General features: G+C 29.6%; 12 protein-coding genes. 3 read left to right on the forward strand and 9 right to left on the reverse strand.

Annotated features, from left to right (window positions below; all coding sequences use genetic code 11):
- Positions 1-113 precede the first annotated feature (113 nt).
- Positions 114-572 (forward strand): hotdog fold thioesterase, encoded by a 459-nt coding sequence (locus CC87_RS04310; protein WP_245605487.1) that lies wholly within the window; start codon positions 114-116, stop codon positions 570-572.
- Here the strand turns inward: CC87_RS04310 and CC87_RS04315 are convergent.
- Together CC87_RS04315 and CC87_RS04320 are read right to left on the reverse strand one after the other, a co-directional pair.
- On the reverse strand, positions 569-1,810 hold the full coding sequence (locus CC87_RS04315; protein WP_038056520.1) for a GGDEF domain-containing response regulator: 1,242 nt from the start codon (positions 1,808-1,810) through the stop codon (positions 569-571). The two genes, CC87_RS04310 and CC87_RS04315, sit on opposite strands and share 4 nt — an antisense overlap.
- 21 nt (positions 1,811-1,831) lie before the next feature.
- Complete coding sequence (locus tag CC87_RS04320; protein WP_051920559.1) at positions 1,832-4,168, reverse strand: DUF2344 domain-containing protein; 2,337 nt, start codon at positions 4,166-4,168, stop codon at positions 1,832-1,834.
- Positions 4,169-4,186: 18 nt separating this feature from the next.
- On the opposite strand from CC87_RS04320, the gene CC87_RS04325 reads away from it, so the two are divergent.
- Both CC87_RS04325 and CC87_RS04330 read left to right on the forward strand, forming a co-directional pair.
- Positions 4,187-4,852 carry a DUF429 domain-containing protein gene (locus CC87_RS04325; protein ID WP_038056522.1) on the forward strand — a complete coding sequence of 222 codons (666 nt, stop codon included), beginning with the start codon at positions 4,187-4,189 and terminating at the stop codon, positions 4,850-4,852.
- Between the two features lie 54 nt (positions 4,853-4,906).
- Entirely contained in the window at positions 4,907-5,941 is a 1,035-nt protein-coding gene (locus tag CC87_RS04330; protein ID WP_038056525.1) for a rod shape-determining protein, read from the forward strand.
- On the opposite strand, the gene CC87_RS04335 is transcribed toward CC87_RS04330, so the two are convergent.
- From CC87_RS04335 to CC87_RS04365, 7 genes are all read right to left on the reverse strand, one after another.
- Positions 5,938-6,165, reverse strand: a complete 228-nt coding sequence (locus CC87_RS04335) for a YHS domain-containing protein (RefSeq protein ID WP_038056527.1) — start codon at positions 6,163-6,165, stop codon at positions 5,938-5,940. The genes CC87_RS04330 and CC87_RS04335 overlap by 4 nt on opposite strands.
- A gap of 12 nt (positions 6,166-6,177) precedes the next feature.
- A complete protein-coding gene (gene folK / locus CC87_RS08875; protein WP_084222196.1) occupies positions 6,178-6,687 on the reverse strand; it encodes a 2-amino-4-hydroxy-6-hydroxymethyldihydropteridine diphosphokinase in 510 nt (169 codons plus the stop codon).
- Entirely contained in the window at positions 6,645-7,802 is a 1,158-nt protein-coding gene (locus CC87_RS04345; protein WP_038056531.1) for an LL-diaminopimelate aminotransferase, read from the reverse strand. The genes folK and CC87_RS04345 overlap by 43 nt, the downstream gene beginning before the upstream one ends.
- Positions 7,803-7,810: 8 nt before the next feature.
- Positions 7,811-8,917 carry an inositol-3-phosphate synthase gene (locus tag CC87_RS04350; RefSeq protein ID WP_038056534.1) on the reverse strand — a complete coding sequence of 369 codons (1,107 nt, stop codon included), beginning with the start codon at positions 8,915-8,917 and terminating at the stop codon, positions 7,811-7,813.
- Positions 8,918-8,989: 72 nt separating this feature from the next.
- Positions 8,990-11,398 (reverse strand): DNA gyrase subunit A, encoded by a 2,409-nt coding sequence (gyrA, locus tag CC87_RS04355; RefSeq protein WP_038056535.1) that lies wholly within the window; start codon positions 11,396-11,398, stop codon positions 8,990-8,992.
- A gap of 11 nt (positions 11,399-11,409) precedes the next feature.
- Positions 11,410-12,129, reverse strand: a complete 720-nt coding sequence (locus CC87_RS04360) for a lysophospholipid acyltransferase family protein (protein ID WP_051920563.1) — start codon at positions 12,127-12,129, stop codon at positions 11,410-11,412.
- Between the two features lies 1 nt (position 12,130).
- On the reverse strand, positions 12,131-12,784 hold the full coding sequence (locus tag CC87_RS04365; protein ID WP_038056537.1) for an anthranilate synthase component II: 654 nt from the start codon (positions 12,782-12,784) through the stop codon (positions 12,131-12,133).
- Positions 12,785-12,786: the final 2 nt, after the last annotated feature.

The following is a 12,786-nucleotide window of genomic DNA, read 5'->3' on the forward strand; positions in this document are numbered from 1 at the left end:
AAAAATACCTTAAATTGAAATTTTTATATATAAATTCTATTATAGAAAAAAAATTAAAAAAGTAAAGCTTATAAATTTTTGCAATATATAATTTTTAATGATAAAATTAAATTATGATTAAAAATAAAGAGAATATAAAAATGGACTCTAAGGAAAAAGTTAAAAAAATTGCTGAATTTATGAAAAGAAATGATAAAGTTGCTATATGGTTAAATGTAAATTTAATAAATATAGCTCCTGGTTATGCTTTAATTGAAATGAAAGTGAGAGAAGATATGCTTAATGCAGCTAATGTTTGTCAAGGAGGAGTTATTTTTTCCTTTGCAGATTTTGCTTTTGCTTTGGCATCTAATTCTCATGGAAAAATAGCTTTAGCTATTTCATCAAATATATATTATCCTTCCAGTGCTAAATTAGGAGAATACCTATTAGCAGAAGCAAAAGAAATTGCTTTAACCAGAAGAACAGGTGTATATGAAGTAAAGGTCTTTGAAAAAGAAACTAAAAGATTAGTAGCTTTATTTACAGGACAAGTTTATAGAAAAGAAGAAGAACTTTTAACAAAAATTTAATATACTATACAATTTTTGCCTTTTAGTTTAGCTTTATAAAGTTTTTTATCTGCATCAATCAACATATCTTTTAAAGAATTTTTAGCTCCAGTTTCTACCCCTATAGATATTGTATAAGGTATTTCTATATTCTCCAATTTTATAGGATGCTCCTCTATATATTTTCTAAAATTTTCTAAATGTTCTAAAAGTTTGGAGAAGCTGCTATAAGTTACTAATATAACAAATTCTTCTCCGCCTATACGGGCTAAAAGATCTTCTTCTCTTTGAAAAAAATTTTGTAATTTTTTTGCAAAATCTTTTAATACTATATCTCCAACATCATGACCATAAGTATCATTAATTTTTTTAAAATCATCAATATCTATAATTATACACGCTATATTTAATTTCCTTCTTTTAGCCAAATTCCATAATTTTGGAGCCTCTTCAAAAAAGTATCTCCGATTATATAATTCTGTTAAAGGATCTTTATATGCATAAAATTCAAGTTCTTCAATAAGATCAAGCATTTCTATAGCATTTGTAACTCTTACCATAAATTCTTCTTTACTAAAAGGCTTCTGTAAAAAATCATTAGCTCCAGCTTTTAAAAGTATAGGTATCATTTTAGGTTTTATTACTCCTGAAACAATTATTATCCCTAATTCACTTTTTTTATATTTCTCTCTTAATTCATAAATAAATTCTAAAGTATTTTCTTCGGGAAGATAATAATCTAATATAATTAATTTTATGTCAGGATTAGAATTTAATATTTCTTTTGCTTGAGAAATACTTGGTGCGTCAAATACTTTAAATAACATACTTTCTAAAATTCTTTTCATTATTAATCTATCAGTTAATGAATCTTCTATTATAAGAACCTCTGTCTTCATATTTTTTAAAGATCTTTTTATTACATCAATAATAAGGTTGGTAATCTTAGGAGTACCTTTAACTAAATAATCTATTACTCCTTTATTTAAAATTTCTTCTCTTAATTTTTCATCATAGTTATCTGTAAAAACTATAGTAGGAATCTTACGGTTTAACAATAAATCTACACTTTCACCTTTCTTAGCATCAGGTAAACAATAATCACAGATAGCAAGAGTATAAGTTTTATAATTTAATTTTTCTTTCAACTCTTTTAAAGATATAGCAGTATCAACTTTTAAAGATAATTTTTGACTGATTAATTTGGAAAGTAACTTTAAAATAATCTTATCATCATCAACTATTAAAATTTCTATCATTTAAAAACCAGTTTAAATAAATTACATTTTTTTAATTATAAATTTTTCCAAAGGATTATCAAGCGATAATAAATCTTTTAAAAATTTTAAAATAGAAAAATTTTCTTTAAAAACTTCTATTCTATATTTTTTTTCTTTTGATAAAATCTTTAATTCATCACTAATAATAGGTTCTATTTTAATTTTTTCATCAAGAGGAATCATTTCAAATACAAGTTTTCTTTTTTTAAGTACAGGTTTTTGTAGCCTTTCATAGACTTCTATAATTCTTAAACCTTTATATATCTCAAGACCTTTGATTTTCTCTGCTAAACCTTTTTCATACATAGCAAATGCTATAAATTCTTTTTCAGAAAAGATTCCTATAGGTAAAGCATTATCTACTACCAACTTGGGATGCGGATGGAATCCTGATGTATAAATAAGTGGTAGATTCATCTGATTAAATTTTAAAATAAAAAGCCTAATAATTTCTAACTGAGAAAGATAAATAGCCTTATCTTTTTTAGTATAGTATATTTCATACCAAATCTCGTAAAATTTTGATTTTATCTTAGAAATATTTAACTCTAAAAATTTATTATCTTCTTTTATATCCTTAGCCAGGATGTTTTTTATTTTTTTATAACAAACACCACATTTATAACATTTTTCAAACCTACAATCTTTTGTAATTTCTGCTTTATAAGCCTTTTCTCTTTCTTTTAATAAAAATCCTCTGGAAACTCTTAAATCTATATGCTCCCAGGGCAATTTTTCATCAAGAGATCTTTCCTTTAAATAAGAAGTTAAATCTATACCTAATTTTTTTGAAGTTTCCTGCCAAATCTGAAAATTAAAATATTCTTTCCAGCTATCCAAACGAGCACCTTTATAATAAACTGCTTCTATTAAATGGCTTAATTTCCTATCTCCTCTTGCTATAACTCCCTCTAAAAAGCTTTGTTCAGGTTGATGATATTTAAAAGCTCTCTTTAACTCTTTTTTCAAAAATTTAATTTTTTCATAAGTTTCTTCTATAGAGATCTGCCTTTCCCATTGAAAAGGTGTGTGAGGTTTAGGAATAAAAGTTGAGACCGAAACAGTAATTTCTAATTTAGGTAATAATTTTTTTAAATCTTTATAAAGCTTTATAATTCCTTTCAAGTCCTCTTCTGTTTCAGTAGGAAGACCTATCATAAAATAAAGTTTTATTTTTCTCCATCCCAAGTTATAAGCTATTTTAGCTTCTTCAAAAAGTTTGTTTATATCTATATCTTTATTAATAACCTTCCTCAATCTTTCTGTTCCTGCTTCAGGAGCAAAAGTGAGTCCGGATTTTCTACCAAGTTTTATAAAATCTAAAATCTCTTCATCAATACTTCCCACTCTCAAAGAGGGTAAAGAAAAAGCATATTTTCTAAAAATAGTATTTTCATAAAAAATTTTTTTAAGGTTTTTTATTAAATCTTTTAAACAGGTATAATCACTGGTAGAAAGAGACATTAAAGAAACTTCTGTATAGCCGGTTTGTTTTATATTTTTTGATATTTGATTTAAGATGTAATTTACACTTTTTTCTCTTACAGGACGATAATAAAAACTTGCTTCGCAAAATCTGCATCCTCTGGTACAACCTCTGGAAATTTCCAGAGGGATTCTATCGTGAGCCAAAGGAATAACCGGTGTTCCAAAATTCCACAAAATTTCTTTTTTATTTAAATTTTCTATTATACGTCTTTTTACTTTATTTTTAAAAACTGGGACATAAACTCCTTCTATTTTTACAAGTTCTTTCCAAAGATCTTCTCTTGAAGTCTTATCTTTTTTCCATAATTCTATAATTTTTATTACTTCTAAAATAGCCTCTTCTCCATCACCTATAATAATGGCATCAAAAAAATCTGCTATTGGTTCTGGATTTCCACAGCTTGGTCCACCTCCAAGAATAACTGGTTCTTTAAGGCTTCTTTCTTCAGCTTTAAAAGTGATTTTAGATAAATCTAAGATCTGCAAAATGCTGGTTGCTAAAAGTTCATAAGCATAAGAAATTCCTATAATATCAAATTCTTTTAAAGATTTTCTATAGTTAACACTTAAAAGGGGAATGTTAGAGGTTTTCAATTCTTTCTCAAAATCAGGAGCTACTGCAAAAACAAAATCAGCCAAATAATCAGGATTCTGATTAATTAAATAAGCCAAAATATTTATACCTAAATGAGACCTCCCTACTTCATAAAGGTCAGGATAAGCAAAACACACTTTTATTTTGGTTTCTTCCCAGTATTTCTTAGAAAAAGAAGGCTCTTCACCTATATATCTTGAAGGCTTTTTAACTTTAATTAAAATGGAATAAGGATAATCTAAATTTTTTAACATATTTTTAAAATTTACTATATGTTTTATTATTTGGGAATAGATATAGCAGGTTATAAAAATACTTGGGCTGTGGTTTTAAGTTTAGAAAAGAAAGAAATATATTTAAAAACTATTTTATCCTTAAAAAATCCTCTTAAACCCAATAGTGTGAGTCTTAAAGACATAGTAAATTTTTGCCAAAATAATAAGGTTTTAGCAGTAGCTATAGATGCCCCTTTGAGTTTTTCTATAGAAAGTGAAAAAGGAATAAGAAATTCAGATAAAGTTCTTAGAGATTTATTGCCTTCTGAAGCCAAAACTTGGGTAGTTTCTTATAATGCTCTTATGGCTATACCTATAAGGGCTTATTTATTAGCTCAAACTATAGCTCCCTATTGTGGAACTATAATTGAAACTCATCCAAGAGCAAGTTTTTATTTTTCTTTACCTAATAACAAAAAAACACTTGCATTTATTTATAAAAAAGTTAATCTTAATAAAGAAAAAAAATTTTTAATAAATTGGTTAGAAAGTAAATTTGATCTTTGTCTTTCTTTTGATTTTAAAGTGACAGAAGGAATTTTGGATGCTATTTTATGTGGTGTAACAGGATACTTTTATCATAGGTATCCTGAAAAACTTTTATTCCTTCCTGAAAAAAGTAATTTAAAAGGATTTGGTCCTTTTGTGGTTATTTACTTTTAAATTTTTAAATTTAATTTAAAATTTTAAAAAATTTTTTAAAAGGGGTTGCTTAATATGATATCTAAACTTTTTAGCTGGTTTTCTAAGGACCTTGCTATAGATCTTGGAACAGCAAATACTTTAATATACTTAAAAGGTAAAGGAATAATTTTAACTGAACCTTCTGTAGTTGCAATTAAAGAAGATGGAAAGCTTAAAAAAGTTATTGCTGTAGGAGATGATGCCAAAAAGATGGTTGGGAAAACTCCTGGTTCAATAAAAGCTATAAGACCTTTAAAAGAAGGAGTTATAGCTGATTTTGAGGTTACTGAGGCTATGATAAGGTACTTTATTCAAAAAGTGCATAATCGTGGATATTTGGTAAAACCAAGAATTATTATAAGTATTCCTTCTGGAACTACTCAAGTTGAAAGAAGAGCTGTAAAAGAAAGTGCAGAAAGTGCTGGAGCAAGAGAGGTTTATCTAATAGAAGAACCTATGGCAGCAGCTATTGGAGCTGGACTTCCTGTAACAGAGCCCATTGCTAATATGATAGTAGATATAGGAGGAGGAACTACTGAAGTAGCAGTTATTTCCTTGGGAGGAATAGTGGTAAGTCATTCTATTAAAGTTGCTGGAGATAAATTAGATGAAGCTATTTTACAATACATTAAAAGAAAATACAATTTGCTTATTGGAGAATCTACAGCTGAACAGATAAAAATACAGATAGGAAATGTTTTGCCAGAAGAGCCTTATGAAACTATGGAAATAAAAGGAAGAGATTTAGTAACAGGTGTCCCTAAAACTATTACTATCACCTCCAAAGAAATTCAAGAAGCTATTAAAGAGCCTGTAGATCTTATCTTACAAGTTATTAAACAAGTTTTAGAAGATACTCCTCCAGAATTAGCTGCAGATATGGTAGATAGAGGTATTACTTTAAGTGGAGGAGGTGCTCTTCTCAAAAATCTTGATAGACTTATTCAAAAAGAAACAGGACTCAATGTTTGTATAGCAGAAGATCCTTTAACCTGTGTAGCACTGGGGGCTGGAAAAGCCTTAGATGAAATAGACAGATTAAAAGAAGTTATGATAGAAAATATTTAAATTTTTTTTAAAAATTCTTCAAGACATCTTTTTGAGCAAAAATAATAGGTTTTACCTTTTATATCAACCTTTATAGCTTTATCCTTTTTTATATAGGTTTTACAATTCTCATCAAATACAAGTTCAGTTACTAAGGATTTTTTATCATTTTCTTTAATTCTTTTTTTCCTGGAAAAATACCAAAAAATAAAACCTAAAATAATAATCCATATTAAAAGTCTCATAAACCTAAAATACTATAAATTTTCTATTTTTAAACTCTCATAAATTTCTTTTATGCTTTTTTTAAAAACAGGATGAATCCAATCAGGAATTATTTCTAAAGCTGGAAACAACACAAAATCTCTTTGATGAGCAAGAGGATGAGGAATTTTCAAAATTTGACCTTCAATTATATAATTTTCATAAAAAATTATATCTATATCTATAATACGGTCTTCATAATTTTTTTTTCTTTTTTTTCTTCCCATTAAAGTTTCTATTTTTTTTATTTCAAAAATTAAAGCCCATGGAGAAAAAGAAGTCTTCCCAACTGCAATAAGATTAAAAAATAAATGTGGACTTTCAAAACCCCAAGCAGGATTTATATAAATATTTGAAATTTTTTGAAAATTAATAGGAAGCTTTTCTAAAAATTTTAAAGCTTGTTTAAGATTTTCCTCTTTATTTCCTAAATTACTTCCTAAACTTAAAACAATTGTTTTTAAAGTTTCAGGGTAGCAAGTCTTTTTATTGCTTCCTTTAATCTCTCAACTCCCACAGTTAAAGCTATTCTAAAATAACCTTCTCCAGCATTTCCAAATCCAATTCCAGGAGTTATTACTATACCAACCTCTTGGAGGACCTTTTTACAAAATTCTTGAGAAGACATATTTTTAGGGGTTTTTACCCAGAGATAAAAAGTAGCAGAAGGTTTTTTAAACTCATACCCGAGTTTTTGAAGTTCTTCTGCTAAAAAATCCCTTCTTTCTTTAAATACTTTTACTAAGGGTGGCACAAGTTTTTCCAAATTATTTAAGGCATAAGCCCCTGCTTCTTGAATAGCTGTAAATGCTCCGGAATCTATATTACTTTTAACCTTGGCAAGAGCAGAAATTAAAGAACTGTTCCCCACGGCAAAACCTATTCTCCATCCAGTCATACAAAAAGTTTTGGATAAACTATGAAACTCTATAGCTACATCCTTAGCCCCTTCTATCTCAAAAATACTTATAGGAGGTTCTTCATAATACATTTCTATATAAGCAGCATCATGAGCCACAATCAAGTTGTGTTTTTTAGCAAAGTTTACCAATTCTTTAAAATATTCTTTAGTAGCTGTTGCTCCTGTAGGATTATTAGGATAATTAAGCCAGATAATTTTAGCTCTTTTTAAAATATCTCCAGGGATTTTGGTAAGGTCTGGAAGAAAATCATTTTCCCATGTAAGAGGCATGGGATAGGATTCTCCATCTGTAAAAATAGCTCCCAAACGATAAACAGGATAAGCAGGATCAGGGTATAAAACCACATCTCCAGGATTTATAAAAGCTATAGGGAAATGAGCAATTCCTTCTTTAGAACCAATCAAAGTTAAGATCTCTGTTTCAGGATCAAAACTGATTCCAAAACGCCTTTTCATATAATCAGCACAGGCTTTTCTAAAAAACAAACTTCCTGCATTAGAAGGATACTTATGATAAGCTGGATTTTCTAAAGCTTTTTTAGCTACTTCTACAATTTCCTTGGGTGTAGGTAAATCAGGATCTCCTATACCAAGATCTATAACATCTACACCTTCTTTAATTTTTTCATTTTTTAATCTATCAAGTTCTACAAATAAATATGGAGGGATTTTTTGTAATCTTTTAGAAAGTTCCATATATCCTCCTATCTATCCCTTTTTCCTTCTATAAATTCTTGAACCATTTGTTTTGCTATATAATCAGGAAATTGTTTAGGAGGATGTTTCATGGTATAAGCTGAAATAGAAATTAAAGGTCCTCCAATTCCTCTATCCTTAGCAAGCTTAGCACATCTAATAGCATCTATAGCAGAACCTGCGGAATTAGGAGAATCCTCCACTTCTAATTTTACTTCTAAAGACATAGGCACACCACCAAAATGTTCTCCTTCAAGCCTAATATAAGCAATTTTCTTATCTTTTAACCAAGGAACCCAGTCAGAAGGACCTATATGAATGTTTTCCCATCCTATATCATAAGGAAGGATACTTGTTACAGCCTCTGTTTTAGACACTTTTTTTGTTTTGAGACGATTTCTTTCAAGCATATTTAAAAAATCTGTATTTCCTCCAAAATTGAGTTGATAACTTCTTCTAAGAGGGATACCTCTATCTACAAAAAGCTGAACCAAAGCTCTATGTAAAATGGTTGCTCCGAGCTGGGATTTTATATCATCTCCCACAGCAGGGATACCTTCTTTTTCAAATCTTTCTCCCCACATAGGATCAGAAACTATAAAAGTTGGCATAGCATTTACAAAAGCAACTCCTGCTTTTAAACAGGCTTCTGCATAAAATCTAGCTGCATTTTCTGATCCCACAGGAACATAGTTGATTAACACATCTGCCTGAGTATCTTTTAAAACTGACACCACATCTTCAAGTTCATCTTCTTTTTCAGAAGAAGGAACAAAACTTTTTTCTTGAGGAAATTGATTCATATGATCAGCAACCCCATCAAGAACTTTTCCTTTTCTAACTTTTACACCAAGATGAGGCACATCTTTATAAAAGATTGTAGTGCAATTAGGCGGTGCAAATATAGCCTCAGAAACATCTTTTCCCACTTTTCTTTCATCTATATCCCAAGCAGCAACTATTTCTATATCATAAGGTTTATAACCTCCTATATCAGGAACCATAATTCCTTCTATATTATCCAGATTTTTATTTTTATAATAAAAAATTCCCTGCACAAGAGAACAGGCACAATTACCCACTCCGACAATAGCTAACCGAACCTTTTTAGACATTATTTGCCTCCTGCAATTTTTTACAAATTTTTAAAATAACACAAAACTAAATATTATCAATTAAATATTAAATTATTTTTTGTTTATTTTTATCTTAGAAACACCTATTACCTGTTCTCCAGGTAATAAATTCATAAGTCTTATTCCTTTAGTAGATCTCCCCTGTTCAGGTATTTCTTTTCCTTCAATTCTAATTGATTTACCTGAACTTGCAAAAATTAAAACTTCTTCTTTATCAAAAAGATCCACCCCCCCTGCTAATCTCCCTGTTTTTCCATTAACACTATGGGCAATTATTCCTTTACCCCCTCTTCCCTGTAACCTGTAATCCTTAAAAGGTGTCTTCTTTCCAAATCCTTTTTCTGTAATTGTAAATAAATATCCCTTTTTATCTGTTTTTATTAAATCTAAAACTTCATTATTTTCATCAAGTCTTATTCCTATAACTCCTTCAGATTGTCTTTTGGTTACATTTATATCCTTCTCAGATAGATGTAAAGCTATTCCGTTTTTTGTAAGTATTAATAAATTGTCTTCTCCACAAGTAATTACTCCTTTTTGCAGCCTGTCTCCTGATTTTAATTTTATAACTATCATTCCATTTTTACGAACATTTTTCAATTCTGACATTTCCAATTTTTTAATAATTCCCTTAGCAGTAATAAGAACCAAATATCCCTTTTTTTGTTCAGGAAGCATAAAAGAGATGTTCCCCTCTAAATTGGGAATTAAATTTTTAATATGTATGCCTTTAGCTGTTTTTGTAGAAAGAGAAAGTTTTTTTAAATCTAAAGGATAGACCTTTCCATCTTCAGTAAAGACCCAGAGCTGAGCTAAAGAGTCTGTTTGTAAAGTAACCTTAAGTTTTTCTTCTGAACTAAAAGCCAAGCTTCCCTTTCCTCCTCTTCTCTGTGTGGAAAATAAATCTAAACTAAGTTTTCTAATATAACCTTCTTCACTTATTAAAACCAAAACATCTTCTGAAGGTATATCTTCTTCAGAACTTAAAATATCCTCTTCTTCTACACCAACAATCTCTGTTTTCCTTTCATCTCCATATTTTTCTTTTATTTCTTTAAGTTCTTCTTCTATAACAGTTATAAGAGTAGGCTCATGGTTAAGTATTTTTTCATAATAGGCTATAGCTCTTTTTAATTCCTCATATTCCAAAAGTATTTTTTCTCTTTCTAAAGCTGTAAGTCTTTGTAATCTCAGATTAAGAATCTCTTGTGCCTGAATTTCTGTAAAGTCAAATCTCTTTATAAGTTTTTCTTTAGCTTCTTTGGGAGTTTGAGATTTTTTAATAAGTTCAATAATTTCATCTATATGAGATAAAGCTTTAAGAAAGCCTTCTAAAATATGGGCTTTTTCTTTTGCTTTTCTAAGATCATATTGAGTCCTTCTTATAACAACTGTTCTTCTCCAATTAAGAAAATTTTGTAAAACATCTTTAAGAGTAAGAATTTCTGGTTTCCCATGAACCAAAGCAAGCATTATAACACCAAAGGAAGTTTGAAGAGGTGTCATATCATAAAGTTTTTTAGCAACAGTATGGATAGCATTACTCCAGTCTTTTTTTAGCTCAACAACTATTCTTATACCTTCTCTATCAGATTCATCTCTTACCTCAGAAATTCCGTCAATTTTTTTATCTTTTACTAACTGAGCTATTTTTTCTACAATTTTAGCTTTACTTACCTGATAAGGGATTTCAGTAAAAACTATTTTTACTTTATCTTTTTCTTTTTCCAGCTTATATTTAGCTTTTAATTTTATAATTCCTTTACCTGTAGTATAAGCTTGTTTTATACCTTCTTTTCCAACTATATAAGCCCCTGTTGGAAAATCAGGGCCTTTTATATATTCCATTAGATCTTCGTTATCAAGATTGGGATTTTTGAGCAAAGCTAATAATCCATCTATAACTTCTGTTAAATTATGAGGAGGGATATTGGTAGCCATTCCTACAGCAATTCCAGAGGATCCATTGATTAAAAGATTGGGAATTTTGGAAGGTAAAACCACAGGTTCTTTTAGAGAATTATCATAGTTCGGAACAAATTCAACAGTTTCCTTTTCTATATCTGTAAGGAGCTCATGGGCAATACGTGCAAGTCTTACCTCAGTATATCTCATAGCTGCAGGTGCATCTCCATCTACAGAACCAAAATTTCCTTGCCCATCTATAAGAGGATATCTCATAGTAAAGTCTTGAGCCATTCTAACTATAGCTTCATAAACAGGCATATCTCCATGGGGATGATATTTACCAATAACTTCACCCACAACTCTGGCACTTTTTTTATAAGGTTTATTCCAATCATTCCCCATTTCATACATAGCATAAAGAATTCTTCTCTGAACAGGTTTTAATCCATCTCTAACATCAGGAAGAGCTCTACCTACAATAACACTCATAGCATAGTCTAAATAAGATACCTTAAGTTCTTCCTCTAAAGGAATTGTGATAATTTCTCCCATATATTTTCCTCCTATTGTTTGCTTAACTTTTCAAGACCTTTTAAAATCGCCTCTCTTACTACTTGAGCCAATTTTTGTCTATCTCTTATATTAAAGTTTTTAGTTTCTATAGGTTTCCCTAAATATACTTTTACTTCCTTAGTTTTAGATATTCTAAACCAAAGAGCGCCTTTAGGTAAAATTTCTCTTGTTCCTGAAATAGCTACTGGCACAACTTTTACCTTGCTTCTTAAAGGTATCAAAAAACCACCTATTTTAAAAGGTAAAAGTTCTCCTGTAGGACTTCTGGTTCCCTCTGGAAATATAACCAAAGAAAAACCTTTTTTTAATCTTTCTACACAAGCTAAAACACTTTTTAAACCTTCCTTTGGGTCTTCTCTTTCTACAGGAACATAGCCTAAAGCCTTTATACCCCAACCAAAAAAGGGAATCTGAAAAAGGCTTTTTTTAGCCAAAAATCTGATATTATAAGGTTCTAAAACTTTTTCTAAAACAGGGATATCAAGCTGACTCTGATGATTAGACATGAAAACATATATTCCGTAAGGTAGCTCTGTATCTTTAAAAACTTTTATTTTTATACCCAGGACCTTTAATAAACCTTTACACCAAGCTTTTGCCCAAAAGTGTTGTCTTGTAAGAATTGCAAGTATTCCATAAAGAGGAACTGTTATAAGAATATAAATCCAGACCAGAAAATTACGAAAAATTTCCTCCGACTTTCTCAACATTTTAATATTTACTTAAAAAATTTCTTAAAAGAATAATTCCTTCAGGAAGATTGTTCGAAGTAAAATCCCAATCCTTTGGAGGATTTTTAAATTTCATCCACTTTTCAAGAGAAGTTCCTATGGACTCTGGATGAAATTGTACTCCCTCTACAGGAAATTCCTTATGCCTTATACCCATAATTTCCCCATCTTCAGCTTTAGCTGTAATAACAAAAGAATCAGGTAAAGTTTCTGGATCTATAGCTAAGGAATGGTATCTCATAGCTTGAAAAGGATTAGGAAGATTTGTAAAAACTCCTTTTCCATCATGAGAAACTAAAGAAATTTTACCATGCATAAGTCTTTTAGCTCTTATAATTCTGGCACCAAAAGCATAACCTATGCTTTGATGCCCTAAGCAAACTCCCAATATAGGTATTTTACCAGCAGCTTTTTGAATTAGCTCTACAGAAATACCTGCTTCCTTAGGAGTGCAGGGTCCAGGAGAAATAATAATATGGGTGGGATTTAAAGCTAAAGCCTCTTTTACTGAAATAGCATCATTTCTGAAAACTAAAATTTCTCCTTTCCAGAGTTTCTCAATCATAATTCCTATAAGCTGGACTAAATTATAGGTAAATGAATCATAGTTATCTATTATTAACACCTTTTTCATAG

The organism is Thermodesulfobacterium hydrogeniphilum, assembly GCF_000746255.1.
In the GTDB taxonomy this organism is placed as follows: Bacteria; Desulfobacterota; Thermodesulfobacteria; order Thermodesulfobacteriales; family Thermodesulfobacteriaceae; genus Thermodesulfobacterium; species Thermodesulfobacterium hydrogeniphilum.

Coding starts and splice junctions, on each gene's coding strand:
- CC87_RS04310 (WP_245605487.1), top strand. CDS start 114: ATGATTAAAAATAAAGAGAATATAAAAATGGACTCTAAGGAAAAAGTT.
- CC87_RS04315 (WP_038056520.1), bottom strand. CDS start 1,810: ATGATAGAAATTTTAATAGTTGATGATGATAAGATTATTTTAAAGTTA.
- CC87_RS04320 (WP_051920559.1), bottom strand. CDS start 4,168: ATGTTAAAAAATTTAGATTATCCTTATTCCATTTTAATTAAAGTTAAA.
- CC87_RS04325 (WP_038056522.1), top strand. CDS start 4,187: ATGTTTTATTATTTGGGAATAGATATAGCAGGTTATAAAAATACTTGG.
- CC87_RS04330 (WP_038056525.1), top strand. CDS start 4,907: ATGATATCTAAACTTTTTAGCTGGTTTTCTAAGGACCTTGCTATAGAT.
- CC87_RS04335 (WP_038056527.1), bottom strand. CDS start 6,165: ATGAGACTTTTAATATGGATTATTATTTTAGGTTTTATTTTTTGGTAT.
- CC87_RS04345 (WP_038056531.1), bottom strand. CDS start 7,802: ATGGAACTTTCTAAAAGATTACAAAAAATCCCTCCATATTTATTTGTA.
- CC87_RS04350 (WP_038056534.1), bottom strand. CDS start 8,917: ATGTCTAAAAAGGTTCGGTTAGCTATTGTCGGAGTGGGTAATTGTGCC.
- gyrA (WP_038056535.1), bottom strand. CDS start 11,398: ATGGGAGAAATTATCACAATTCCTTTAGAGGAAGAACTTAAGGTATCT.
- CC87_RS04360 (WP_051920563.1), bottom strand. CDS start 12,129: ATGTTGAGAAAGTCGGAGGAAATTTTTCGTAATTTTCTGGTCTGGATT.
- CC87_RS04365 (WP_038056537.1), bottom strand. CDS start 12,784: ATGAAAAAGGTGTTAATAATAGATAACTATGATTCATTTACCTATAAT.